Source organism: Stenotrophomonas maltophilia (assembly GCF_001274595.1).
In the GTDB taxonomy this organism is placed as follows: domain Bacteria; phylum Pseudomonadota; class Gammaproteobacteria; order Xanthomonadales; family Xanthomonadaceae; genus Stenotrophomonas; species Stenotrophomonas forensis.
In genome coordinates this window covers 191,021-215,427 of record NZ_CP011010.1, presented here as the reverse complement: position 1 = coordinate 215,427, position 24,407 = coordinate 191,021, and the positions used below count along the sequence as shown (strand labels likewise).

At 67.3% G+C, this 24,407-nt stretch carries 20 protein-coding genes and 1 riboswitch; of the genes, 13 read left to right on the top strand and 7 right to left on the bottom strand.

Annotated elements, in window-relative coordinates; genetic code table 11:
* Positions 1–97: 97 nt before the first annotated feature.
* Positions 98–2,947, bottom strand: a complete 2,850-nt coding sequence (locus tag VN11_RS00950; RefSeq protein WP_053448483.1) for a M16 family metallopeptidase — start codon at positions 2,945–2,947, stop codon at positions 98–100.
* A 414-nt stretch (positions 2,948–3,361) separates the two neighbouring features.
* On the opposite strand from VN11_RS00950, the gene VN11_RS00945 reads away from it, so the two are divergent.
* Complete coding sequence (locus VN11_RS00945) at positions 3,362–3,838, top strand: hypothetical protein (protein WP_053448482.1); 477 nt, start codon at positions 3,362–3,364, stop codon at positions 3,836–3,838.
* A gap of 69 nt (positions 3,839–3,907) precedes the next feature.
* Positions 3,908–4,387: a tRNA (cytidine(34)-2'-O)-methyltransferase gene (locus tag VN11_RS00940; RefSeq protein ID WP_004153580.1), complete on the top strand. Its 480-nt coding sequence runs from the start codon at positions 3,908–3,910 to the stop codon at positions 4,385–4,387.
* A 137-nt stretch (positions 4,388–4,524) separates the two neighbouring features.
* On the opposite strand, the gene VN11_RS00935 is transcribed toward VN11_RS00940, so the two are convergent.
* Positions 4,525–5,688, bottom strand: a complete 1,164-nt coding sequence (locus tag VN11_RS00935) for an acyl-CoA dehydrogenase family protein (protein WP_053448481.1) — start codon at positions 5,686–5,688, stop codon at positions 4,525–4,527.
* Positions 5,689–5,945: 257 nt separating this feature from the next.
* On the opposite strand from VN11_RS00935, the gene VN11_RS00930 reads away from it, so the two are divergent.
* Together VN11_RS00930 and VN11_RS00925 are read left to right on the top strand one after the other, a co-directional pair.
* Positions 5,946–7,622, top strand: a complete 1,677-nt coding sequence (locus VN11_RS00930) for an electron transfer flavoprotein-ubiquinone oxidoreductase (protein ID WP_053448480.1) — start codon at positions 5,946–5,948, stop codon at positions 7,620–7,622.
* Between the two features lie 65 nt (positions 7,623–7,687).
* Positions 7,688–8,089, top strand: coding sequence for a c-type cytochrome (locus VN11_RS00925; RefSeq protein WP_053448479.1), 402 nt, complete (start codon positions 7,688–7,690; stop codon positions 8,087–8,089).
* Here VN11_RS00925 and VN11_RS00920 read toward each other — a convergent pair.
* Positions 8,083–11,682: an ATP-binding protein gene (locus VN11_RS00920; protein WP_053448478.1), complete on the bottom strand. Its 3,600-nt coding sequence runs from the start codon at positions 11,680–11,682 to the stop codon at positions 8,083–8,085. The genes VN11_RS00925 and VN11_RS00920 overlap by 7 nt on opposite strands.
* A gap of 75 nt (positions 11,683–11,757) precedes the next feature.
* On the opposite strand from VN11_RS00920, the gene VN11_RS00915 reads away from it, so the two are divergent.
* The 5 genes from VN11_RS00915 to pnuC all read left to right on the top strand — a co-directional run bounded on the left by VN11_RS00915 (position 11,758) and on the right by pnuC (position 17,287).
* Positions 11,758–12,396 carry a response regulator transcription factor gene (locus VN11_RS00915; protein WP_053448477.1) on the top strand — a complete coding sequence of 213 codons (639 nt, stop codon included), beginning with the start codon at positions 11,758–11,760 and terminating at the stop codon, positions 12,394–12,396.
* A 251-nt stretch (positions 12,397–12,647) separates the two neighbouring features.
* Positions 12,648–13,055 (top strand): glycine zipper 2TM domain-containing protein, encoded by a 408-nt coding sequence (locus VN11_RS00910; protein ID WP_040006712.1) that lies wholly within the window; start codon positions 12,648–12,650, stop codon positions 13,053–13,055.
* A gap of 128 nt (positions 13,056–13,183) precedes the next feature.
* Positions 13,184–14,308 carry a phosphotransferase enzyme family protein gene (locus VN11_RS00905; RefSeq protein ID WP_053448476.1) on the top strand — a complete coding sequence of 375 codons (1,125 nt, stop codon included), beginning with the start codon at positions 13,184–13,186 and terminating at the stop codon, positions 14,306–14,308.
* A gap of 43 nt (positions 14,309–14,351) precedes the next feature.
* Positions 14,352–14,447, top strand: a riboswitch (TPP riboswitch).
* Positions 14,448–14,516: 69 nt separating this feature from the next.
* The gene (locus VN11_RS00900) at positions 14,517–16,706 is read left to right on the top strand and encodes a TonB-dependent receptor (RefSeq protein WP_053448475.1); all 2,190 of its coding nucleotides are present in this window, start codon (positions 14,517–14,519) and stop codon (positions 16,704–16,706) included.
* An 8-nt stretch (positions 16,707–16,714) separates the two neighbouring features.
* Positions 16,715–17,287, top strand: a complete 573-nt coding sequence (gene pnuC, locus VN11_RS00895; RefSeq protein ID WP_053451221.1) for a nicotinamide riboside transporter PnuC — start codon at positions 16,715–16,717, stop codon at positions 17,285–17,287.
* A 96-nt stretch (positions 17,288–17,383) separates the two neighbouring features.
* Here pnuC and VN11_RS00890 read toward each other — a convergent pair whose 3' ends face one another.
* Together VN11_RS00890 and VN11_RS00885 are read right to left on the bottom strand one after the other, a co-directional pair.
* Positions 17,384–17,800, bottom strand: coding sequence for a hypothetical protein (locus VN11_RS00890; protein WP_053448474.1), 417 nt, complete (start codon positions 17,798–17,800; stop codon positions 17,384–17,386).
* Positions 17,801–17,951: 151 nt separating this feature from the next.
* Entirely contained in the window at positions 17,952–18,926 is a 975-nt protein-coding gene (locus tag VN11_RS00885; RefSeq protein WP_053448473.1) for a Dyp-type peroxidase, read from the bottom strand.
* A 410-nt stretch (positions 18,927–19,336) separates the two neighbouring features.
* Between VN11_RS00885 and VN11_RS00880 the strand changes: the two genes are divergently transcribed.
* Positions 19,337–20,257: a DUF6624 domain-containing protein gene (locus VN11_RS00880; protein WP_238581839.1), complete on the top strand. Its 921-nt coding sequence runs from the start codon at positions 19,337–19,339 to the stop codon at positions 20,255–20,257.
* 2 nt (positions 20,258–20,259) lie between these two features.
* On the opposite strand, the gene VN11_RS00875 is transcribed toward VN11_RS00880, so the two are convergent.
* Positions 20,260–20,871, bottom strand: a complete 612-nt coding sequence (locus VN11_RS00875) for a TetR/AcrR family transcriptional regulator (protein ID WP_053448471.1) — start codon at positions 20,869–20,871, stop codon at positions 20,260–20,262.
* A gap of 126 nt (positions 20,872–20,997) precedes the next feature.
* On the opposite strand from VN11_RS00875, the gene VN11_RS00870 reads away from it, so the two are divergent.
* A complete protein-coding gene (locus tag VN11_RS00870; protein WP_053448470.1) occupies positions 20,998–22,032 on the top strand; it encodes an SDR family oxidoreductase in 1,035 nt (344 codons plus the stop codon).
* A gap of 129 nt (positions 22,033–22,161) precedes the next feature.
* Here VN11_RS00870 and VN11_RS00865 read toward each other — a convergent pair whose 3' ends face one another.
* Positions 22,162–22,737, bottom strand: coding sequence for an Ax21 family protein (locus VN11_RS00865; RefSeq protein ID WP_004153562.1), 576 nt, complete (start codon positions 22,735–22,737; stop codon positions 22,162–22,164).
* 544 nt (positions 22,738–23,281) lie between these two features.
* Here VN11_RS00865 and VN11_RS00860 point away from each other — a divergent pair.
* Positions 23,282–23,554, top strand: coding sequence for a hypothetical protein (locus VN11_RS00860; protein WP_053448469.1), 273 nt, complete (start codon positions 23,282–23,284; stop codon positions 23,552–23,554).
* 163 nt (positions 23,555–23,717) lie between these two features.
* Complete coding sequence (locus tag VN11_RS00855; RefSeq protein ID WP_053448468.1) at positions 23,718–24,404, top strand: L,D-transpeptidase; 687 nt, start codon at positions 23,718–23,720, stop codon at positions 24,402–24,404.
* Positions 24,405–24,407: the final 3 nt, after the last annotated feature.

The window sequence follows — 24,407 nt, the reverse complement described above, 5'->3', positions numbered from 1 at the left end:
CAGGGGGCTCTGACCCCGCCTTCGGGTCACGGCGTTGCCGGCCAGCGGCCGGCACTACCGGGGGAGGCCTGCCCGCCGTGGCGGGCAGGCGCATCCCTTATTTCTTGACCGGGTTGCCTTCGGCGTCGATCACCGTCACCTCGCCCAGGTTCAGCGCGCGCACGGCCGCTTCAGTCTGCTTGAGGTCACCCACCACCACCCAGGTCAGCGCCTGCGGCTTGATCTCGGCCGCGGCCTGCTGCACCTGCGCCGGGGTCATCGCCTCGATTTCGGCCTTGCGGCGCAGCACATAGTCGTCCGGACGCTTGAACTGCACGATCGAACCGATGGTCGACGCCACCGCGCTGGCGGTCTCGTAGGCACCGGGCAGGCTCAGGGTCTGGATGTTGCGGATGCGGTTGACCTCGGCAGCGGTGGCCGGCTTGCTGCCATCGGCGAACGCGGCGATTTCCTTGCGCATCTCCGCCATCGCCGGGCCGGTCTTGTCGATCTGCACCGGCGCACTGGCCATCCACGGACGCTGACCCACCGAATTGACCGCGCTGCTGCGCGCACCGTACGACCAGTGCTTGTCTTCGCGCAGGTTCATGTTCAGGCGCGAGGTGAAGTCACCACCGATCACGCCGTTGGCGATGTCGAAGCGGGTCGAGCTGGTGGCGCTGGATGGCGACACCACCTGGCCGGCGAACAGGTTGGCCTGCACCGCACCCGGCTGGTCGATCAGGAACACGCGCGGGCCCTTCGGCAGCGCGACGTCGGTGGCGGCCTCCACCTGCGGGGCGTCGCCACTGGCCTTCCAGTCGCCCAGCTGCTTGTCCAGCAGCGGCACGATCTCGGCCAGCGTGGTGTCACCGACCACGATCAGGGTGCCGTTCTGCGGGCGCAGCCAGTCGTGGTGGAAGTCGACCAGGTCTTCGCGGGTCAGGCCGTTGATCGCCGCTTCGTCACCGCTGCCGGTGAACGGAATGGCGTACGGGTGGCCCTTGCCGTACAGCAACGGCGGCAGCACGCGCATCGCCACCGCACCCGGGTTGACCTTCTCCTGCTGAATGCCGGCGATCCAGGTCGCCCGGACCCGGTCGATCTCGCCCTGCTCGAAGCGCGGCTCGCGCAGCAGGTCGCGGTACAGCGCCAGCGACGGAGCCAGGTTCTCCTTCAGCGCGGACAGGTCCACGCTCATCGAATCCAGGCCGGCCGAGGCATCCAGGCTGGCGCCCAGTGCGTCGGCAGCATCGGCGAAGGCCAGCGAACCCAGCTTGCCGGCGCCTTCGGTCATCAGGCTCATGGTGAAGTTGGCGGTGCCCGGCTTGCGGCCCTGGTCGGCACTGAAGCCGCCCGGGAACTGGTAGCTGAACTGCACCACCGGGATTTCATGGCGTTCGGCCAGGATCACCTGGGTGCCGTTCTTCAGCGTGGCGCGCTGCAGTGCCGGGAACTTCAGCTGCGGGAACTCGCGGGTCTGCGGCACGCCGGCCTTGCGGTCCACCTGCTCGGGCAGGGTGCTGTACTTCGGGTCCACCGCCGGCACGGTGAACGGCTTCGGCGTCTGGCTCGGGTCTTCCTTCAGCGCCACGCGCTCACCCGGCTCGATCACCAGGGTGTGGCTGCCCTTGTCCAGCCACTGCGCACCCAGACGGCTCAGGTCGGCGGCCGTGGCCTTGTCGATGTTGGCCAGCGACGTGCGGAAGCAGCCCGGGTCGCCGGTGAACACGGCGCACTCGGCCAGCGCGTCGGCCTTGCCGCCAAAACCACCGATGCGCTCGATGCCGCGGATGAAGCCGGCGCGGGCACCGGTCTTGGCGCGTTCAAGTTCGGCCGCGGTCGGACCCTGCTTGATCAGCCGGTCCAGTTCCTCATCGATGATCTTCTCGACCTTGGCCGGGTCCTGGCCCTGCTTCACGGTCGCCACGATCACGAAGTTGGAGCCCAGCTGCGAGGTCGACAGGCCCGAACCGATGCTGTCCACCAGCTTGTCCTGGTGCTGCAGGCGCTGGCTAAGGCGCGAGGACTTGGCGCCACCGAGTACCTGCGCGAACAGCTGCAGCTGATCGATATCGGTGGTGCCGACCTGCGGCACGTTCCAGGCGCGGTAGATGCGTGGCTGCGGCACCTTGTCGGTCATCGTCTCGCGGCTGTCGGCACTGCGCTTGGCCACGTTCACCGCCGGTTGCGCCATGGTCGGACCGGCCGGGATGCTGCCGAAGTACTTGGCGACCTTCTCCTTGGCGGTGGCCAGGTCGATGTCACCGGCCAGCACCAGCACTGCATTGTTCGGGCCATACCAGGTGCGGAACCAGGTCTTCACGTCGTCCAGCGAGGCCGCGTTGAGATCGTTCATCGAACCGATCACACCGTGGTGGTACGGGTGGCCGACCGGGTACAGCGCCTTGTTGATCTGGTCCCAGGCCTGGCCATAGGGCTGGTTCTCGCCCTGGCGCTTCTCGTTCTGCACCACGCCACGCTGCTCGTCCAGCGCCGCCTGGTCGATCGCACCGACCAGATGGCCCATGCGGTCCGATTCCATCCACAGCGCCATGTCCAGCGCGGTGGTCGGCACGTTCTCGAAGTAGTTGGTGCGATCGGTATTGGTGGTGCCGTTCTGGTTGGTGGCACCGACCTGCTTGAACGGCTCGAAGTACTCGCCGTCGTGGTTTTCGCTGCGCTGGAACATCAGGTGTTCGAACAGGTGCGCGAAGCCGGTGCGGCCGGCCGGTTCGTCCTTGCTGCCCACGTGGTACCAGACGTTGACCGCCACGATCGGCGCCTTGCGATCGGTATGCACGATCACCCGCAGGCCGTTGGGCAGGGTGAACTGCTCATACGGGATATCGACCCTGGCCGGGGCAGCCGGCTTGGCGGCCAGCACAGGGGTGGGCGCAAGCGTGCCCAGGGCGGTGCTGAGGGCGACAGCCAGCAATGCAGCGCGCGGGCGAAGGGCGAGAGACATATCCGGATCCTTGGTCACGTAGGTGAACCCCGATCCTAGCGTGCGCACGCAGCGGCAGGAATCGGTCGCCAGTCACTGGGGGTGTTTGCCCTGATGCGCCATTTCGGCCCCTCGCTGCGGCCTTCTGGCAGGTCACATGCGGCGGCAACCCGCGTCCGGACAGTGTCCGTCGCCCATCGAATGGACAGGTGTCCGCCCAGCGGACACTTTTCAGATCGGAAAAAGCCTTTCAAATCAATCACTAAAAGTTGGCACGGGGATTGCTTGGTATTTCCTGCGCCAGGAAGGGCTTCAGACGCAAGATGACTGAAGACTGAACAAATGCAGGAAATCGAAAATTTTCCTTGCAAGCCCAGAATCGGTGTACTACCTTACTACCACACCACTGATCACCAACACTAAACAGGCCCCGTCATGAACGCCAAGACCATTGCCATCGCCATCGCCCTGATTGCCGGCACCGCGGTTGTTTCGTCGGTGCAGGCCTCCGAATCCATCAAGACCCTGTCCACCGTGCAGGTCCGCCCGGCCGCCGACCAGCTGGCCCAGCAGGCCTGGGAACAGGCCAGCGGCATCCCGACCCTGGCCACCGTGGAGGTGCGCCCGAGCGCCGACCAGCTGGCCGAGCGCAACGGCTACGCCGCCACTCCGGTCGCCGCCGCGATGCCGATCACCACGTTGGCCTCGGTGGAAGTGCGCCCCAGCCTGGAGCAGCGCGTCGCCCTGGCCGCCGAACTGGAAGCCCAGCGCTACGCCGCCACCCTGGCCGCCGCCGCTACCAACGTTGCCCACTCGGTCATCGTCAACCTGCCGGCCCTGCAGGTGCGCCCGAGCGCTGCCGACCTGCAGGCCCTGGCCAGCGAAACCGCCCAGGTCCTGCTGCGCCCGTAACCGGTGCCGCCCTGCCCCGTGCAGGGCGTGCGCCGTAAAGGCGGCGGCCGTCGCAGGTACACTGCGCCGATGAATGCCGCGCCCCAGTTCCACGTGATCCTGTTCCAACCGGAAATCCCGCCCAACACGGGCAATGTGATCCGTCTCTGCGCCAACACCGGCGCGCAGCTGCACCTGGTCGAGCCGCTCGGCTTCGCACTGGAAGACAAGCAGCTCAAGCGCGCCGGGCTGGACTACCACGAGTACTCGCGCCTGCAGGTGCACCCGGACCTGGACACCGCGCTGGCGCGGATCGCGCCCAAGCGGCTGTTCGCCCTGAGTACCCGGGCCAGCGTGCGTTATGACAGCGTGGCCTTTGAAGATGGCGATGCGTTCCTGTTCGGCCCGGAAAGCCGCGGCCTGCCGCAGGACGTACTCGATGCCTTGCCCGATGGCGCCCGCCTGCGCCTGCCGATGCGGCCGGACAATCGAAGCCTCAATCTTTCCAACACCGTGGCGGTGGTGATGTACGAGGCGTGGCGGCAGCACGGGTTTGCCGGCGGCGCGTAAACCGCCTCAGATGGGTGTGAACCGCTCCTGGTGGATGCGGACCGCACTTGGTGGGTGCGGACCTTGGTCCGCACAAATGCCTGGCCGGGTGCTGAAGGAATGTGCCAACCAAGGTTGGCACCCACCACAACCCGATTTCAGAACGCGTTGATGCCGGTCAGTTCGCGGCCGATCACCAGCTGGTGCACGGTCTCGGTGCCTTCATAGGTGATCACCGATTCCAGGTTCAGTGCGTGGCGGATCGCCACGTGCTCGGTGGTGATGCCGGCCCCACCCAGCAGATCGCGACACTCGCGGGCGATGTCGATCGCCATGCGGCAGTTGTTCCACTTGGCCAGGCTGACCTGCTGCGGCTGCAGCTGGCCCGCTTCCTTCAACCGCCCCAGCTGCAATGCCAGCAGCTGCGCGGTGGTGATGCGGCGGGCCATCTCGGCCAGCTTGATCTGTGCGCTCTGCGTGGCCGCCAACGGGCGCCCGAACAGCACGCGCTCCTTGGCATAGCCCAGTGCTTCATCCAGGCAGGCGATGGCCGCCCCGATCGGCCCCCAGCTGATGCCGAAGCGGGCCTGGGTCAGGCAGCCCAGCGGCCCCTTCAGGCCCTTCACGTTCGGCAGGCGATGGCTGTCGGGCACGCGCACGTCGTCGAAGAACAGCGCACCGGTCAGCGACGCGCGCAGGCTCATCTTGTGCTTGATTTCCTGGGTGGTGAAGCCGGCCATGCCCTTCTCCAGCACGAAGCCCTGGATGCCGTCCTCGGTCTGCGCCCAGACGATCGCCAGGTCGGCCACCGGCCCGCTGGTGATCCACATCTTGCTGCCGCTGATCCGCCAGTCACTGCCGTCGCGCACCGCACGGGTCTTCATGCTGGCCGGATCGGAACCGCCGTGCGCCTCGGTCAGGCCGAAGCAGCCGATCAGTTCGCCGCGCGCCATCGCCGGCAGCCACTGCTGGCGCTGTTCCTCGCTGCCATAGGCGTAGATGGGATACATGCACAGCGAGCTCTGCACCGAAACGAAGCTGCGCAGGCCCGAGTCGCCACGCTCCAGCTCCTGGCAGATCAGGCCGTAGCTGACCGCACCGAGGCCACCGCCGCCGTATTCGGCCGGCAGGGTGGCGCCGAGCAGGCCCAGCGATGCGATCTCCGGCACCAGTTCAGATGGAAAACGGGCCTGGTCAAAGGCATCGCCGATGATCGGCAGCACCCGCTCGTTGGTGAAGCGGGCGACGCTCTCCTGCACCGCGCGCTCTTCCTCGTTGAGCAGGGAACGGACATCGAACAGATCGTACGGATGCAAAGCCATGGCACTCACGCGCAGTCAGGACCGGGCCATTGTCGGTCATCCGGGCAGAGCGTGCCGACCCAGGTCGGCACCCACCAGAGCGGCGGCACTACGCTGCAATGCAGCAATCGGGATGTGAACATCGGCGATCTAGCTCGATCACGCGCGGCCCGGTACCCTGACACATTCAAACAACCGTTTCGCTCGTGGCTGCACGCGCGATTTCCAGGCACCGCCGGTGGCCCCGATGCCGGCCCTACCCACGAGTCATGCAATCGATGAGCGCTGAAGCCAACGCCCTGCCCCCGCGTGAAGTAATGGAGTTCGACGTGGTGATCGTCGGCGCCGGCCCCGCCGGCCTGGCCACCGCGATCCGCCTGCGCCAACGCGCGATCGAAGCCGGTCGCGAACTGTCGGTCTGCGTGCTGGAGAAGGGCTCCGAGCCGGGCGCGCATGTGCTGTCCGGCGCGGTGATGGACCCGCGTGCACTGACCGAGCTGTTCCCGGACTGGGCCGAGCGCGGCGCGCCGCTGAAGCAGAAGGTCACCCGCGACGAATTCCTGTTCCTCAGCGAAACCGGCGCACGCAGCACGCCCAACGCGCTTCTGCCGGAGTGCTTCCACAACGAAGGCAACTACATCATCAGCCTGGGCGAAGTGACCCGTTGGCTGGCGCAGCAGGCCGAGGCGCTGGAAGTGGCGATCTTTCCCGGCTTCGCCGCCGCCGAGGTGCTGTATGGCGACAACGGTGAAGTGATCGGCGTAGCCACCGGCGACATGGGTATCGAGAAGGACGGCAGCATCGGCCCGGCCTTCGAGCGTGGCATGGCGTTGCAGGCCAAGTACACGATCTTCGCCGAAGGCGCGCGCGGCCACCTCGGCCGCCAGCTGATCGCCCGTTACAAGCTGGACGAAGGCAAGGACCCGCAGGCCTACGGCATCGGCATCAAGGAGCTGTGGCAGATCGACCCGGCCAAGCATGAGCCGGGCCTGGTGGTGCACGCCGCCGGCTGGCCGATGGACAACGACACCTATGGCGGCGCGTTCCTGTACCACGCTGACGGCGGCAAGGTTGCCATCGGCTACGTGGTCGGCCTGGACTACAAGAACCCGTGGCTGAGCCCGTTCGAGGAATTCCAGCGCTTCAAGACCCACCCGTCCATCCGCAAGCACCTGGAAGGTGGCACCCGCATCGGCTACGGCGCGCGCGCCATCACCGCCGGTGGCCTGATGTCGCTGCCGAAGACGGTGTTCCCCGGTGGCGCACTGGTCGGCTGCGAGGCCGGCTACCTCAACGTCAGCCGCATCAAGGGCAGCCACGCCGCGATCAAGACCGGCATGTTGTGCGCCGATGCGGCCTTCGACGCCCTGGCTGCCGACCGCCAGCACGATGAACTTGACGCCTACCCGAAGGCGTTCGAAGCCAGCTGGCTGTTCACCGAACTGCAGCAGGCCAAGAACTTCAAGCAGTGGTTCAAGAAGGGCCAGACCGTGGCCACGCTGATGACCGGCATCGAGCAGTGGCTGCTGCCCAAGCTGGGCGTGCGCAACCCGCCGTGGACCCTGCGCCACAGCACCCCGGACCACGCCTGCCTGGAGCCGGCGGCCAAGCACACCCGCATCGCCTACCCGAAGCCGGATGGCGTGCTGACCTTCGACCGCCTCAGCTCGGTGTTCCTGAGCAGCACCAACCACGACGAGAACCAGCCCAGCCACCTGACGCTGAAGGACGCCAGCATTCCGGTGAAGGTGAACCTGGCCGAGTACGCCGGCCCGGAAGCACGCTACTGCCCGGCCGGCGTGTACGAGTTCGTCGGCGAGGCCGACAACGCGCGGCTGCAGATCAACGCGCAGAACTGCGTGCACTGCAAGACCTGCGACATCAAGGACCCGACCCAGAACATCGTCTGGGTGACCCCGCAGGGCGGCGGCGGCCCGAACTACTCGGGCATGTGACCGCCACGGGCTGCGACCGCGTGTCGCAGCCCGGTCGTTTCCGCGCACCGCTATCCTGCCCGCCCATGCGCGCCTTCAACCTGCTCACCATCGTTGCCATGGCACTGGCGGCCACGGCCTGCCAGCGCCCGGGCGCCGCACCGGCCACGCCCGAACAGGCCCACCAGCAGGCCATGCAGCGCGCGTTCGAGCTGTGCGCCGGTTGCCATACCGTTCAGCCTGGCGGGATCCATCGCTTCGGGCCGAACCTGCATGGCGTGATCGGTCGCCGTGCAGGCAGCCTGCCCGACTACGGCTATTCCGACGGCATGCGCCGCGCCGACATCACCTGGACCGCGCAGACCCTGGATGCATTCCTGCAGTCGCCCACCCACCTGGTGCCGGGCACGCGCATGTACAACGCCTTCCCCAGCGCCGAACGCCGCGCGTTGGTGATTGCCTACCTGCAGCAGCAGTCGGCTCAGTGAGCCAGCCGCTGAAGCTGTTGCTGCAGCCGGGCCACGAACGCCGCGACCGCAGCGAACAGCGGCGCCGGATCGGTTTCGGTTGCGTCCTGCAGGCGCTCGACCAGCGCATTGGCCTGGCCTGCCAGCACGCCCGCCCCCACCGCCCCGAGGCCGCCGGCCTGGCGATGCAGGTGCAGCGCCGCGGCCGCACGGTCACCGGCCTGCAGCGCGCGCTGCACGGCCGCCAGATCCTCCTCGCTGGCCTGCAGCAGGCTGTCGCGCAGCTGCTCGGCCACCGCCCGTGAGCCGAACCGCTGCTGCAGGGCTGCCAGATCGGGCAGCGCCATGCCGTCGTCGGCCACCGCCTCCGTTTCCGGCTCGGCGAACGTCTGGCCCTGTGCCTGCGGCAGCCAGCGCAGCAGCGCCGCACGCAACGTGGCCAGTGACAGCGGCTTGGCCAGCACCTCATCCATGCCGGCCTCGCGGCAGCGGCGCGCATCGTCGTCCAGCACGCTGGCGGTCAACGCCAACACGGTCAGCCGTGGCTGGCCGGTACGGCCTTCGCGCTCGCGCAGCAGGCGGGTGAAGCCGAACCCGTCCAGTACCGGCATGCGGCAATCGGTGATCACCAGGTCGAAACTCTCCGCGGCCAGCCGATCCAGCCCCTGCTGGCCATCGCCGACCATCACGTGCGGCACGCCCAGCTGCTGCAACCGCCAGGCCATCATCGCCTGGTTGGTCGGATGATCCTCGATCACCAGCACGCGCGCCTGGCGCAGCGCGGCCGGCAACAATGCGGCCTGCTCCTGCTCGGCCACCAGGGCCTCGACATCGCCACTGCCCGCTTCCACCAGCGACAACCGTACTTCGGCACGGGTGCCCTCGCCCAGCGTGCTGTGCAGGGTCAGCTCGCCCTCCATCATCTGCGCCAGCCGCTGGCTGATGCTCAGGCCCAGGCCGGTGCCACCGTGGTCGCGCTGGATGTAGGCACCGGCCTGGGTGAAGGGTGCGAACAGGTGCTGCAGCTGCTCCGGTGCGATGCCCATGCCGGTGTCGGTGACGCTCAGGCACAGCGGCTGGGCGCCGTCCTCGCGGGTCGGCCCCAGCACCTCCAGCTGCAGGCGGACCTCGCCCTGGGCGGTGAACTTGATGGCGTTGCTGAGCAGGTTGAACACGATCTGGCGCAGGCGTACGCCATCGACTTCGTGCGCGGGCGCCAGCTGTGGATCAATCTGCACGTGCAGCGCCAGCCCGCGTGCACTGGCCTGGGCCGAGAGCAGGCGGCAAACGCTTTCCAGCAACGGCCGCAGGGGCTGCGGCACCGGCTCCAGGCGCAGCGCACCGGCTTCAAGCCGGGAGTAATCGAGGATGTCGTCGAGAATCTGCCGCAGCATCTGCGCCGAATCCTCGATCACTCCCAGAATGCGTTGCTGCTCGGCGTCCAGCGGTGAATGCGCCAGCACTTCCAGCATGCCGAGCACGCCACTCATCGGCGTGCGGATCTCGTGGCTCATGGTGGCCAGGAAACGCGACTTGGCCTCCGCCGCCTGCTCGGCGTCGGCCTTCGCCGCCACCAGGGCATCGGCCTGTGCGCGCGCCTCGCTCACATCCACCCAGTAGCCACTCCACGTCACGGCGCCGGCTTCGGCCGCATAGGGATGGGCCTGGCTGCGCACCCAGCGCGCGTCGGTGCCCTCGGCGCGCAGGCGGAATTCCAGGATCAATGGCGCGAACTGGCGCGCGGCCTGCTCGACCGCCTGCAGGATGCGCGCGCGATCGTCCTCCTCGATGCGCTCCAGCAGGATCTTCGCATCCTGCTCGGCCTGCTGCCGGCTGATTCCGAACAGGGCCTGCAGATCGCCGGCGATGAACGGGAAACTGAGCGTGCCATCGGCATCGCGGCGTGCCTGGTAGACCACCGCCGGGAGGTTGTCGGTGACTTCGGCCAGGCGCTGTTCCAGGTGACGCCGCCCGGCCACTTCGCGGCGCAGCCGCCAGTAGCCGATGCCATGCACCAGCACTGCGGTCAGCAGCACCAGCAGCAGCGGCAGTGCCCAGCGCAGCACCCGCTTCCAGTCGACCCCATTGCGGTGCTCGACCGACAGCCAGTTGCCGCGCAATGCCTCGTGCTCGCGCGGTGCCATCTGCAGCAGCAGGCGGTCGAAGGTCGTGGCCAGCGCGGCATGGCGGCGCTCCACCGCCATCACCAGCTGATCGTTGAAACCCGCCGGGGCAGCAACCTGCAAGCGCCCCTGGAAGCGGCTGCGCAGCAGCTGATTGACCAGCGCCAGGTTGCCCACATAGGCATCGGCTTCGCCATCAAGAACCCGCTGCATCGCCTGTTCGGCACTACGTGCCGCCATGATCCGGGCCTGCGGTGCCTGCTGCAGCACGTAGCCACGCACGCGCTCCGGATCGGACAGCAGAACGCGCTTTCCCTGCAGGTCCGACAGGCCCAGCAGGGCAGGGCTGTCGACGCGGCTGACGATCACGTTTGGCACGCTGATGAAGGGCTGGCTGAACACCCAGTCCGGCCCGAGGTAGCGCGAATCGGCCGGGATGCCCATCACCGCCTGCAGCTCGCCACGGCGCGCCTTCTCGCGCACCTCGTACCAGTCGTGGCTGCTCTCCGGCTGCAGGTGTGCACCGGCCTGCACCAGCCGATGCAGGTACTCGCTGGCCAGGCCACTGGGCGCACCATCCCCGCCGGTGAACGACAACGGCGCCGCATTCGGTGCGAAGCCGATCTTCAGTGGCTGCTCCAGCACCCGCTTTTCGGCCTGGCTCAGCGCCATCTGCGCCGACGCCGACCATTGCGGTGGCGGCAGCCAGCGCCTCGCCAGGGCATCGCGCTGGGCCTGGCTGGTTGAGGCCAGGGCCAGGTCCAGCGCTTCGGCCAGCGGCTGCTTGCTGCTGGGGATGCCGAAGTGCAGCCGTTCGGGGGGCAGATCGCTGGGGCGCAGCAGCACCACACCCTGCAGATGGTGGACGGCGATCAGTTCAGTGGCGACATAAGCATTGCCGATATAGACATCAGCTTTGTCGTCTCTGACCATCTCGAGCGCCGCCAGCGAGCTGTGTGCGACAAGCTGCCGTGCGCGCGGGAAGCGTGCCCGCACCTGCGGACCGGTCAGGAAATCCTGCTCGATCACCACCCGCAATCCATCCAGATCGGGGTTGTCGGAGCCACGCAGGTCGCCCGGTCGGCCCACCAGGGCCAACGGTGCTTCGCCATAGGCGGCCGTGTACACCATGCAACGGGTGCGGTCGGCACTGAGACCGACATTCATCACCACATCGATCTCGCCACGGCACGCCGCATCCAACACGGATGTCCAATCTGGATAGCGACGGGCCTCCACCCTGACGCCTAGCTGGCGGGCAAGAAGCGACAGATAATCCGGTCCCAGGCCAACCTGCTGGCCATCATGGAGGGACTCGAACGGCGGCCAGCCGCTGTCATACTGGCCCACGACGATGCTCGGATGGGCGGCGAGGTACTCACGCTGCAGGGAGCTGAGCGGCAGCAGCCCTGGAACGCCCTGTGCCAAGGCCGCTGGCAGCACCAGTACGGCCAGCAGCAGGACCAGCCCGCGAACAGCCCAGCTACGCATCGGCGTCGATCTCCTAGAATGCTGCCAGGGATCGCGATGGTCGCGGCCCGGCCTGCCCGGTGGTCATACTAGAGCATGAGCTTGCGCATCATCATCGCAGACGACCACCCGGTGGTCCGTATCGGCACCCGCGCCGTCATCGAATCGAGCGGGGTGGGCCGCGTGGTCGGCGAAGCCGACAGTGCACAGGCGCTGATGGCCCTGCTGGGCGACCAACCCTGCGACCTGCTGGTCACCGACTACTCCATGCCCGGCAGCCCCCAGGCCGATGGCTTCGCCATGATCGGCATGATCCGCCGCCGTCATCCCGAGCTGCCGGTGCTGATGCTCAGCGTCTCCAACAACCTGGCGATCCTGCGCATGGTGCTCGACAGCGGCGTGCTGGGCCTGGTCGACAAGAGCTCGTCGATGGACGAACTGCCGCAGGCCATCCAGGCGGTCTACCGCGGCCAGGCCTACATCAGCCGCAGCCTGCGCGAGCGGGTCGAGGCCGCGGGCGGCTGGCGCATGCGCGAGGGCGACGGCAAGCCGCTGTCGCCCCGTGAGGTGGAGGTAATGCGGCTGCTCGGCACCGGCATGACCGTGAAGGAAATCTCGCTGCAACTGCACAAAAGTGTCAGCACCATCAGCCGCCAGAAGGGTGACGCCATGCTCAAGCTGGGCCTGAAGGGCGACGCCGAACTGTTCGATTACCTGCGCGACGGCAAGATCTGAGACGCAGCCCGCACAACACAGGGGCCCCCGGGACGGCCGGGGCGCACCGCCCGTTCCCTATCTGCCAGCTGAGCGGCCAGGCCCGCTTTCAGCCTTGCTTCATGCCGCCTGCCGCTAGATGAATGCGCAAGCCGCACGGTGGGCCAGGCAATGTTCCGGCAATGTTGGAACGCCAGCGTGGACATCACGGCAGCCGGGGCGCCCCGCGCCCTCCCTGCCCAGCGTGGCATGCACCTCACAGGAGAACGAACATGCTCAGTACTTCCACACTCAGCTTCCGTGGTCTGGCGATGGCTCTGGCACTGGTGGCCGGTGTCGCCGTGGTCAGCGATGCCAGCGCGATGTCGAGGAAGGACAAGCGCACCCTGGTTGGCGCCGTGGTCGGTGGCGTGGCCGGCAACCTGCTCTCCAACGGCGACCCCGCCGCGACCGTCGGCGGTGCCGTGGCCGGCGGCGCGATCGGCAACCTGACCACCTCCGACCGCCGCGACCGTCGCTATTACGACAACCGCTACTACGACAACCGCTACGACCGCCGCTACGATCGTGGCTACTACCGCAGCGGCTACTACGACCGCGGTGACGACCGCCGATGGCAGCGCGATCGCTATTACGACAACCGCTACTACAACGACCGCGGCCGTCATCGCGGCTGGTAAGCGGCGGCACGGCTCACCGCGAGCGGGCGCAGGGACGGGCGGGTCGATGACCCGCCCGTTTGCGTTGGCCGCGGGCATGGCGTTGAATGCGCAGCCTTGGATGTGACTTTCCCCTTTCGGGCTGCGGCATGACTTCTTCCTCCCACCGCGTGCAGGGCCTCAACAACGACGAGGTCGCCGCCGACTGGCCACCGATCAGCACGCGGGACATCGGCTGGCTGCGCGAGCACTACCCGCAGCTTGACGGGCAAAGCCAGGCGCGCTGGCACAGCCCGCGGCCACTGTCGGCCGCCGCCATTGTCGACGGCGCGCAGGGTGCGGTGTTCATCAAGCGCCATCACCACAGCGTGCGCAGCGCGGCCTGCCTGGAAGAAGAGCACCGCTTCATCGCGCATCTCGCGGCGGCAGGCCTGCCCGTGGTCCAGGTGCTGGCGGCCGCCGATGGCCATACCGCCGTCGAACAGGGCGAGTGGACCTTTGAACTGCACGCCGTTGGCGTAGGCGACGATCTGTACCGCGATGCAGTGTCGTGGTCGCTGCTGACCGATGTCGCGCAGGCCCGCGAAGCCGGCCGCATGCTGGCGCGACTGCACCAGGCTTCGGACAGCTACCACGCGCCGCAGCGCAGCACCCATGTGCTGGTCGCGCGCGACGATCTGATCCGTGCCGACGATCCGATTGCAGCAATCAAGTCTGACCTGGCCACACGCCCCGGCCTGGCCCGCTACCTCGCACGCATCCCGTGGGAAACGCAGCTCCGCCGCGACGTACTGCCGTGGCACAGCGGCCTGGCCGAGCGCCTGCGCGACGAACCCCGGCTATGGGCGCACAACGACTGGCACGTCTCCAACCTGCTGTGGCGCGACGGCCAGGTCAGCACCGTGCTGGATTTCGGCCTGGCCTCGCCCACCAGCGCACTGTTCGACCTCGCCACCGCGATCGAGCGCAACGCGGTGGCGTGGCTGCAGCTGGAGCGCGGTATCGAGGCGGTACGCATCGACATCGCGCTGGCCCTGCTCGACGGCTATCGCCAGGTGCTGCCGCTGTCGGCCACGCGCGTGCACCTGCTGGCCGACCTGCTGCCGATGGTCCATTTCGACTTCGCACTGTCCGAAGTGGAGTACTTCGAAGGTGTCACCGGCTCGACCGCGAATGCCGACGTAGCCTGGCAGCCCTTCATGCTGGGGCATCCGGCATGGTTCCACAGCCCCCCCGGTCAGGCACTGCTGCAGGCCCTGCACGCCGCGGCATGAACGCCACCGGCTCGCAAATCCGTACCATTTGTAGTGAAATGGTCACCTGAAGCGGGGGTGCCTGGATCTGCCAGGCTGAGAGAGTCCCTTGGAACCTGATCCGGTTTGCACCGGCGTAGGGAGCTTTGAGCCGCAGCCACACCCCCGTCATGGGCCGTGCACCTGCGCGCCGTCGCTTCGTCTCCCTTGTTGTCCGAAGACGAACCGAATGAACCGCTGCCTGCGCCCCACCCTGCTCTCCCTCGCCCTCTGCGCCGCGCTGCCGCTGCATGCCAGCGAGGCCGACGCTGCTCCCGATGTGGCTGCCACCGGCGCCGAACGTTCGCCCACCGAACTGGCGGCGGTGCGCGTGCAGGCCGGCAAGCCGAAGGCGGATACCTCACGCGTGAATGCCTTCGGTGGCGGTTCGTGGAAGGACACGCCGGCTTCGGTGAACGTGCTCGAGCGCGACTATCTCGACCGCCGCCAGGTGCGTTCGCTGTCCGAGCTGGCCAGCAACGATGCCTCGCTGGGTGATGCGTATGCACCCGTGGGCTATTACCAGAACATCGCCATCCGCGGATTCGCGCTCGATGCCGCCACCGGCTATCGCTTCAACGGCCTGTCCATCGCTGGCGAACAGCGCCTGGCGCTGGAGAACGTGCAGGCGGTGGAGATCCTCAAGGGTGAAGCCGGCCTGGCCGCCGGTGTGATGGCGCCGGGCGGCATCATCAATTACATCGGCAAGCGTCCGGCCGAAGTGCGCACCGCCACGCTCGGCACCGATTCGGAAGGCTCGCGCTACGTCGCCGTCGATGTCGGCCACTGGATCACCCCGCGTTTCGGCCTGCGCCTGAATGCCGCATGGGATTCCAGCAATTCCTACGTCGAGCACGCCGATGGCCGCCGCAACTTCTACTCGCTGGCCGCCGACTGGCTGATCGGCGAACGCGGCAAGCTGGAAGTGGATGCCAACTACCAGACCAGCTCGCAGCGCTCGGTGTCCGGCTACCAGCTGCTGGGCGCGCGTGACCTGCCGCGCGGTGTCGATCGCGAGCACCTGCTCGGCTACCAGCCGTGGCAGCGCCCGGTGGATATCGCCAGCACCAACATCACCGCCCTGCACACCTACGACTTCAACGACGCGTGGCAGTCGCGCGTCTCGGTCGGCCACAGCCGCTCGGTGATCGATGACAACGTCGCCTTCGCCTACGGCTGCTATTACGCCGCGCAATGCGCCGATGGCAGCGTGCCGGGCAACTACTTCGCCCCCAATGGCGACTACGACGTCTACGACTACCGCAGCCCCGACGACACCCGGCGCAACCAGCAGGCGCGTGCCGAGCTGCGCGGCCGCTTCGAGACCGGCACGGTCGGCCACCAGCTGACCGTCGGTGCCGACTATTTCCGCCGCACCGTGGACAAGCGCCCCAGCGTCAACGAGTACGTCGGCACCAGCAACATCCACGACGCGCAGGTGCCGGTGTTCGAGCCGTCGCCGAAGATGCCCGGCCCGTCCGCACGGCGCCTGGACAGCCGCCAGACCGCATTCTTCGCGCTGGACCGGATGAGCTTCGGTGACGACTGGCAGTGGCTGGCCGGTGGCCGCTTCGTGCGGCTGGATGAACGCGCGTACGACAAGCGCGGCACCCCACAGCGCCACAGCCGCCTGTCGCGCTTCCTGCCGCAGACCGCGCTGGTGTGGAAGGCGACCGACCAGCTCAATGCCTACGCCAGCTACGTGCGCGGCATTTCGCTTGGCCAGGAAGCGCCGTTCTGGACCAGCAACGCCGATACCTTCCTGCCCTCGGTGCAGTCGCGGCAGCTGGAAGTGGGCGTGAAGTACGTGCCGGTCGAGGCGTTGACCCTGGGCGCAGCGGTGTTCCGCATTTCGCAGCCGTACCAGTACGCCCAGCCCGACAACAGCGACGCTGGCTATACCTTCGTCCAACAGGGCACACAGACCCACACCGGCCTGGAGCTGACCGCCAACGGCCAGCTGACCGATGCACTGCAGATCGTGGCCAGCGCCAGCGTGCTGCAGGCGCGCGCGCGCGACACCGGCACGCCGGCCTATGAAGGCCATCAGCTGGTGAACGTGCCGAAGGTGCGCGCCAGCGTGCACCTGGCCTACGCGTTGCCCTTCGTGCAGGGCCTGGAGGTGACCGGGGGCTGGCGTTATGCCGGTGCCAACGTCGCCCGTGCCGATGGCGGCGTGCGTGCACCGGACTACTCGGTGTTCGATGCCGGCCTGCGTTTCCAGCACCGCCTGCACGAGCGTGCGGTGACCTGGAACCTGTCGGTGGACAACGTGTTCAACCGCTTCTACTGGCGCGATACCGGCAGCAGCGGTGGTGACTACTACCTGTTCCCCGGCGCACCGCGACAGGCCCGCCTGTCGGTGACGTTCGCGCTGTGAGCGGCGCCGTGCTCGAGTGGACCGCCGCGCTGTGCAGCATCCTCGGCGTCTGGCTGATGGCCCGGCGCCGGCTGTCGGCATGGCCGGTGGGTCTGCTGTCGGTGACGTTGTACGGGCTGGTGTTCGCCGAGGCCAAGCTGTACTCGGACACCCTGCTGCAGGTCGCCTTCGGCGGCTTCCTGGTCTACGGCTGGCTCAACTGGCGCCAGCACGCGGCCGACGAGGGCAGCGTCCGCATCGTGCCGCTGGCGCGCGGCAAGCTGCTGCGCGACCTGGCCATCGGGCTGTGCGGCGGCGTGGCGCTGGGCGCGGCCATGCACACCTTCACCGATGCCGCACTGCCGTGGCTGGACGCGATGCTGACCGCGCTGAGCCTGGTCGGCCAGTGGTGGCAGGCGCGCCGCCACGTGGCGTGCTGGTGGGTGTGGATCGCAGTGGACGTGGTCTATGTGGGCGCCTACCTGTTCAAGTCGCTGCACGTGACCGCGGCGCTGTACGTCTTCTTCCTCGGCCTGGCCGTGTTCGGCCTGCGCGCGTGGAGCGCGGCCGCGCGCGAGCCACAGGGTGCACCCGTACGTTGATGAGGAGGGCCAGGCTGTGCGCTGGCCATCCACAGTAGAGCCACGCCATGCGTGGCTGAGGGGTCACCCGTAGGCGCATCCACGCAGGGCGTGGCGCTACTTCGGTTCCAGCGCCAGGCCCAGCCGCAGCGGCTGGCGCATGTCCGGCGGTGGCGCCTGCAGGGGTGCGGCCAGCAGCGCCGCGCGCAGATCCGCGTCCACCTGCCGGTCGCCCAGGCTGTCGAATTCCAGTTTCGAGATGCGGCCATCGGCGGCGATCCACACGCTGACCGGCAACGGTGTCGGCGTGTCCGGATGCGCCTGCAGCCATTCCAGCACACGCTGGGCCTGCGGGTCCTGCTCCAGCTGCAGGCGCTGCTGCAGCTGGCCGCCCACGGCGGCGGCATAGGCCATCCAGTGCGCAGGAGCGTCCTGCGCGGACACACTGGCACTCCCCAGTGCCAACGCGCCGAACACCGCGGCCAGCGGACGCCACCAGCGCCGCATGCCGCCCTTGTTCCCTGTCCTGGCCATCGCCTGCCTCCTGCGCTCCCATCCAGCGCGCCATGGTCGGCGTCGTAGATGACAGGCGGATGGCGGAGGGTAGAGTCGAGCTTGCTCGACTGCCTTGGCCTGGTTATGGCGCAGTCGAGCAAGCTCGACTCTACGGCCGCGTAACCGGCGATCAGTCGCCCAGATCGGCCAGCATCTTGCGCGCGGGCGCGAAGAAGGTCACGCCGGTGACGGCGGTGGAGAAGTCCAGGATGCGGTCGTGCAGCGGCGCGGGATTGCCGATGAACATGCGTTCCAGCATCGTCTCGATCACCCACAGGCGGCGCGTGTAGCCGATGAAGTAGGTGCCGTACTCGCCACGGCCCGGCGTGGCAAACGGCATGTTGTCGCGCAGGATCTCGTGCTCGCCGTCGGCGTCCTCGATCGTGCACAGCGTCTTGTGCGACTTCTGCGCATCGGCGGGCGCGTCGTCCAGCTCGATGTTGTCGTGCTTGGTGCGGCCGATGATCGCCTCCTGGGCTTCGGTCTTCTGCGCGCGCCACGCACCGAGGTTGTGCAGGTACTTCTGCACCACCACGTAACTGCCACCGGCGTGGTCCGGATCTTCGTCACCGACGATGGTTGCCTCAGGCAACGACAGCCCTTCCGGGTTGGCGGTGCCATCGACGAAGTCGAGCAGGTCACGGCCATCGAAATAGCGGAAACCGGCGACGTCATCAACGGTTTCCACCGCATCGCCGAAGGCCATCAGCAGGTTGCGCTCGAACGCCACGATCAGGTCCATCGTGCGTGCACGGATGTGGTACAGCAGGTCGCCCGGCGTGGAAACCGCAGTGTGGGTCGCCCCCTTGATCTCGCGGAACGGCTTCAGTTCGCGCGGCGGCGTGCTGCCCACCAGCGGCTGCCATACGCGATGGCCGATGGCCACGTTGCAGGTGAAGGTGCGCTCGATCTCGCGGATGGCGGTGTTCTTGATCAGGTCGTCGGTACTGGCCAGCACCTCGCGTGCCTTCGCGATCGAGGCCGCGTCATCCTTCACCTTCAACACCAGGAACGCGGCCGAGTGGGTCAGCGGCGCGGTGATCTGCTGCGGCTCGTTGTCGAGCGTGTGGTTGAGGGCGGTGATCGGTGCGGGCTGGGAGTTCACGAAGGTTCCTGCTGGCTTGAGGCGGGCGCATCGCGCGCGGCGATGTGCGGGCGATCATAGCGGAACCCCCCTGCCAGCGACGGAGCGGTTCTCAGTTCGCCACTACGCAGAAGGGGCAGCGGGCGCGGAGGCGTCGCGCGGCTGTCCGCGGGTGATCTCGAATGGGTCCCGCCCTTGCCACGCGATACGCAGGAAGGGTCCGGCCAACAGGCCGCGCTCGCGAAACCATGCGAAGACCTCGGCAGGGCACCATTCGCGGCCGTCCGAAACGGCAATGCCGCACTCACGCAGTGCGGTTCTCCCTGGCTCCGCGCCAGTGTGCCGCCACCCACAGGGCACGAACACTGGCACACTGCAGGTACCGGCGGCATGGCATTGCCCATGCAGCGGCCTTCATGGAGGAAGACACGTTGGCATCCATCCTCACGCCCCAGCTGGCACCGGCATTGCTTGTGCTGCTGCTGGCTGCAACCGGCAGCACCCATGCGGCCGGGGCCGGTTCGTTCTACGAGGCACTGCAGCGCTATCAGGACGACGACGCCAAAGGCTGTGCCGATGCCCTCGGCGCGATGTACCACAACGGTGAGCGCTTCCCGGACGGTGGCGAGCTGTTGCTGGTCGAATGCACCGCCGCCACCGGTGACCACGCCGCGGCGATGGCCTACGTCATCGCGCTGCTGGGCCAGGACCGCCTTCCCCTCGAGGATCTGCTGCACAAGGATCGCCCAGGCCTGAATGCCCTGCGTGCCGGACCGGAGTGGCCACGGATGCTGGCCCGCGCGGAAGCGATGCAGAAACAACGTGCGGGACTGATGGACGAACCCTTGCGCAGGGAACTGCTCGACCGTGAAGCCCGCGACCAGGCCGCGCAGCATGCAGCCATCGCGGACGGCGGCGGCGAGGCCTTCAAGGGCACCGCACCCGTAGCCAAGGCCAATGCGGAGTGGCTGAAGACCGTGATCGCCGAGAAGGGATGGCCGACCCGTTCGAAGGTCGGCCGTGATGGCGCCAAGGCGGCCTGGCTGCTGGTGCAGCACGCCGACCAGGACCCTGATTTCCAGGCCCAGGTGCTGCCGTTGATCGAACACGCCGCCCAGGCAGGCGAGGCTGACCGTGCCGACGTGGCCCTGCTCACCGACCGCGTGCTGGTGGCGCAGGGCAAGCCGCAGCGCTACGGCAGCCAGTTCGTGCAGGGCGACGACGGCGCGATGCAGTTGCGCCCTACCGAAGACATGCCCGGCCTGGACGCGCGGCGCAGCGCCATGGGCCTGCCGTCACTGGCCGAGTACAAGGCGATCCTCGCCGAAAGTTACGGCAAGCCGGTGAACTGATCCTACGGCCCGGCCGCAGGCCGCTGGATCAACCGCTCGAATACCGTACCCAGCAACTCGGCCAGCTCGTCCTCGTCGGCATCGGCAAGGGCCGGCAGCGCGATCATCTGCCGCATTACCTGGAAGCCGGAAATCATCGCCAGGATGAGCGCGGCGCGCTCGGCCCGCTGCGTGCCCTGCAGCGAGGCGGCCACGGTCTCCAAGTGATGCGCGGCGATCTTGTCGCGGCCGATTTCCGCTGCCAGTGGGCTCGATGCGGAATGGAAGGTGATCAGGAATCCGTCCATGGGCGTGGCATCGGCGCGGGTCATCTTCACCAGTGCGCGCGCCAGTGCCTTGCCCGGTTCCGGCTGGTCCATGATGCCGCCGGCAATCAGGCTGCCCTGGGTCATGGTGTCTTCCACCACCTCCGCGAACAGCTGCTCCTTCGAGCCGAAGTAGCGGTTGACCATCATCGCCGTCACCCCGGCCCCGGCCGCGATGTCACGCACTCCAGCACCGTCATAGCCGGACAGGGCGAAGGCCCGGCGTGCGGACGCCAGGATCGCCTCGCGGGTCGCTTCGGCATCACGTTGGCGGGGCTTGCGGGTGGTCGGTGCGACGGGCGTGCTCATTCGTTAAGTATACAGCTGTAGAAAATGACCGGCAACGCATGTATACAGCTGTAGACATAGCCACCCATGCCGCTGGATCCGCGTCGGGATGGCCCGCCAATCCCCCCACGTATCTGGAGAGTTCCCATGAAAACGACCGTCCTGGTGACCGGTGGCACCGGCTTCATCGCCCAGCACTGCATCCTGGCCCTGCTCGCGGCCGGCTACGACGTCCGCACCACGGTGCGCTCACTGTCGCGCGAAGCGGAGGTGCGCCAACAGCTGAAGGTCGGTGGCGCCGAGCCGGGCGATCGCCTCAGCGTGGTGGTGGCCGACCTCGGTCGCGACGAGGGCTGGGCCGAAGCCGTTGCCGGCTGCAGCCACGTGATGCACGGAGCATCGCCTACACCCACCGGCGAACAGACCAGCGAAGAACAGTGGGTGCGCCCGGCCGTGGATGGCAACCTGCGCGTCCTGCGCGCGGCGCGCGACGCCGGCGTGCAACGGGTGGTGCTGACCTCGGCCTTCGGCGCGATCTGCGCCGGCCACGGCGACATCGGCCGCCCGTTCAACGAGACCGACTGGAGCGATCTGTCCGCCGATGTCTGGCTCTACCAGAAGTCGAAGACGCTCTCCGAGCGTGCTGCGTGGGACTTCATCGCGCGCGAGGGCGGTGGCCTGGAGCTCTCGGTGGTGAACCCGACCGCAGTGCTCGGCCCGGTGCTGGGCAGCGACTATTCGCACTCCATCCGCCTGGTGCGCAATCTGCTCCAGGGCCAGAAGGGATCGCCGAAGATCAATTGCGGATTCGTGGACGTGCGGGACGTGGCAGACCTGCATTTGCGTGCGATGACCCATCCGGCGGCCAGCGGCGAGCGCTTCATCGCCATCGCCGGGGACAGCCTCTGGCTGGGCGAGGTGGCAAAGATCCTGAAGCAGCGCATGGGCGCCTCTGCGGGCAAGGTCAGTACCCGTGTCATTCCCAACTGGGTGATGCGCCTGGGTGCACTGAAGGACCCGGCGCTGCGTGGCTCGATCCCACTGCTGGGCCGCACCATGAACGCAACCAGCGAGAAAGCGCAGCGCATGCTGGGGTGGTCACCGCGTTCGCGCGAGGACGCCATCGTGGCGACCGCCGAAAGCCTGATCCGGCTCGGGCTGGTGCAGAGCCCCGATCACTGAAGCCCGGGACGCCGGTGAACGCGGTGCCCATAAAAGTGAAGCCCGGCGCGAGGCCGGGCTTCGGTTGGCGTGTGGGAGAGAGAGAGAGAGTCACACGCCAGCACAACACGCACTAACGACAGGCGTTTGTTACCAGGTGAAGCGCGGGCCCACGAACCACTCGCGGTCGCCGGCCTTGGCCAGCTTCACTTCGCCACTCAGGCCCCAGTTCTGGTTGAACTTGGCGGTGGCGCCGACGCGGCCGTAGAACTCGCCGTCCGGGTTGTAGCCATGCTTCTTGCTGAAATCTTCGTAGCCGGCCATCACGTAGCCTTCCACGTACGGGTTGAATGCGGTGCGCACGCCCACTTCGGTGGAGTAGCCGTTGAAGTCCAGGCCGCGCTTTTCGTCGTACTTCTGGTACGCAACGCGCGCCACCAGGTCGGTGTTCGGTGCGATGCCGTAGTTGTAGCCCACGCCCAGGCGCCACTGGTCGACGTCGTTCTTGAACTTGTCGGTCTCCTGCGCGCTGTAGTCGCCGAAGATGTGGAAGTTCGGGTGCACCGCAACGGAACCCTTCACCTTCCAGCCATCGGCGTCGCCGCCCTTGGCATCGGTGTTCACGTAGCCGCCTTCAACGTAGTTGTACGACAGGCCGTCGGTTGCCGATGCAGCGAACGGCAGAGCAGCCAGAAGACCCAGGGCAAGCAGCGAATTCTTGTTCATCGGGACACACCTTTAATTATTTTGGTTTCGTCGACCGCCTCCCGGGAGGGGGAGAGAGAGGAGGCGATCGACAGGTGTGAATTATCCGTTAGGGGGTCTAATCGACCCTGAATATTGAACTGACTGGTGTATAAATATGGTTCCCGTTCAGGGAACTCGCCATGCGCCATTGGGAGCGGCCGTACTCGCGGGAAATGCGATTCCTTCGGCCATCGCATTTCCCGCAAGTGCGTTGCCCATGCGACGAACAGCCGAGTTGCTGGATGTGCGCTTCGAGGACGCTGCAGCTTCTGCCTGACGCAAGCGAGGCCGCGTGTGTCTGCCAAGCGAGGATTCCCGCTTCATGCTGATGAATTGGCGGATATGAAGAGGCGCAAGGCGCTTCGATGACGTAGATCAGCTCGCCTGATCCCGCTTGTTAATGTTGGGTCAGCAGCAGGCTTCACAGCCCATCCACGTACTCAAATTGCAGCTGAAAGCGCTTGTCAGCGCCGGGAACAAACGCCGCTATATTCCAGCTTCCCCAGACGAAGGAGGGAGTGGAATGAAACTGACCTCGCAACACCTGAAGATGGCCCGTGCACTCAGCGTGGCGCTCATCGCCACCGTGAGCCTTGGCGCTTGCGCCTCATACAAGAACGAGTTTGCAACCATCAACTCGCGTCTCGATCAGCTCGACGTAAAGGTGCAGGGCGCCGCGCAGAGTGCGGAGTCCGCCAACCAGTCTGCACAGCAGGCCAACCAGCGCCTCGACCAGATCGAAGGCCGCGTCCAGCAGCTTGAAAGGGCACCCGCCGGCCGCAAGCCGCGCGGGTAACCGCTCCCTCACCCCTTGAATTGATCGACCTCAGTATCGGGAACCAGTGGCCTTCGCCGGCCACTGGCATCCTTCCACCCAAGATTGCATTGCAAGGAAAAGGAGCCGTCCCATTCGTACCTTCCCCTCCCCTGCACGCCGCGCCCTGCATGCCGCACTGGTCATGGCGCTGGCCGTTGCGTGCAGCGGCGTAGCCAACGCCAGGGACAAGGACGCACCTGCACCACCGGTGGCCGCCGTTGATGAACTTCCGCCTGACCAGAGCGTGTCCGAAACGGTGATCGAGCTGGCCGGCTGGGTCGTCGCCAGCAAGGACAACCAGGGCTATCCATTTGCGGTCATGGACAAGGCGGCGGCGCAGGTGCTGGTCTTCAGCGGCGAGGGCAAGCTGCGTGGCGCGGCACCGGCCCTGTTCGGATCGGCCATCGGCGATCACTCCGCACCCGGCGTCGCCAAGCTCGCGCTGAGTGCGATTCCAGGCCACGACCGCACCACGCCTGCCGGCCGCTTCATTGGCGGCTATGGCCCCTCTGACGATGCCGGGCGCGTGCTGTGGGTGGACTACGATTCCGCGGTCTCGATGCATCCGCTGCCGCCAGGCAGCCCGAAGGAGAAGCGCGCCGAGCGGCTGGCAACACCGACTCCGGACGACAACCGCGTCACCCATGGCTGCATCAACGTCTCGCCCGCGTTCTACGAGCAGATCGTGCAGTCCACCTTCGAGAAGGGTGGCGTGTTCTATATCCTGCCGGACAAGGATTCGATCGCGAAGACGTTCCCGGAATTCGCGCGGAGCCGGGGGGATGCAAAGGACCAGGACGAAAAGGGCGCGCGGCACGCGAGCAAGTAACGC

Bases quoted from the DNA above. Each gene is read 5' to 3' on its own strand.
- VN11_RS00950 (WP_053448483.1), bottom strand. From the start codon at position 2,947: ATGTCTCTCGCCCTTCGCCCGCGCGCTGCATTGCTGGCTGTCGCCCTC.
- VN11_RS00945 (WP_053448482.1), top strand. From the start codon at position 3,362: ATGAACGCCAAGACCATTGCCATCGCCATCGCCCTGATTGCCGGCACC.
- VN11_RS00940 (WP_004153580.1), top strand. From the start codon at position 3,908: ATGAATGCCGCGCCCCAGTTCCACGTGATCCTGTTCCAACCGGAAATC.
- VN11_RS00935 (WP_053448481.1), bottom strand. From the start codon at position 5,688: ATGGCTTTGCATCCGTACGATCTGTTCGATGTCCGTTCCCTGCTCAAC.
- VN11_RS00930 (WP_053448480.1), top strand. From the start codon at position 5,946: ATGAGCGCTGAAGCCAACGCCCTGCCCCCGCGTGAAGTAATGGAGTTC.
- VN11_RS00925 (WP_053448479.1), top strand. From the start codon at position 7,688: ATGCGCGCCTTCAACCTGCTCACCATCGTTGCCATGGCACTGGCGGCC.
- VN11_RS00920 (WP_053448478.1), bottom strand. From the start codon at position 11,682: ATGCGTAGCTGGGCTGTTCGCGGGCTGGTCCTGCTGCTGGCCGTACTG.
- VN11_RS00915 (WP_053448477.1), top strand. From the start codon at position 11,758: ATGAGCTTGCGCATCATCATCGCAGACGACCACCCGGTGGTCCGTATC.
- VN11_RS00910 (WP_040006712.1), top strand. From the start codon at position 12,648: ATGCTCAGTACTTCCACACTCAGCTTCCGTGGTCTGGCGATGGCTCTG.
- VN11_RS00905 (WP_053448476.1), top strand. From the start codon at position 13,184: ATGACTTCTTCCTCCCACCGCGTGCAGGGCCTCAACAACGACGAGGTC.
- VN11_RS00900 (WP_053448475.1), top strand. From the start codon at position 14,517: ATGAACCGCTGCCTGCGCCCCACCCTGCTCTCCCTCGCCCTCTGCGCC.
- VN11_RS00890 (WP_053448474.1), bottom strand. From the start codon at position 17,800: ATGGCCAGGACAGGGAACAAGGGCGGCATGCGGCGCTGGTGGCGTCCG.
- VN11_RS00875 (WP_053448471.1), bottom strand. From the start codon at position 20,871: ATGAGCACGCCCGTCGCACCGACCACCCGCAAGCCCCGCCAACGTGAT.
- VN11_RS00870 (WP_053448470.1), top strand. From the start codon at position 20,998: ATGAAAACGACCGTCCTGGTGACCGGTGGCACCGGCTTCATCGCCCAG.
- VN11_RS00865 (WP_004153562.1), bottom strand. From the start codon at position 22,737: ATGAACAAGAATTCGCTGCTTGCCCTGGGTCTTCTGGCTGCTCTGCCG.
- VN11_RS00860 (WP_053448469.1), top strand. From the start codon at position 23,282: ATGAAACTGACCTCGCAACACCTGAAGATGGCCCGTGCACTCAGCGTG.
- VN11_RS00855 (WP_053448468.1), top strand. From the start codon at position 23,718: ATGGCGCTGGCCGTTGCGTGCAGCGGCGTAGCCAACGCCAGGGACAAG.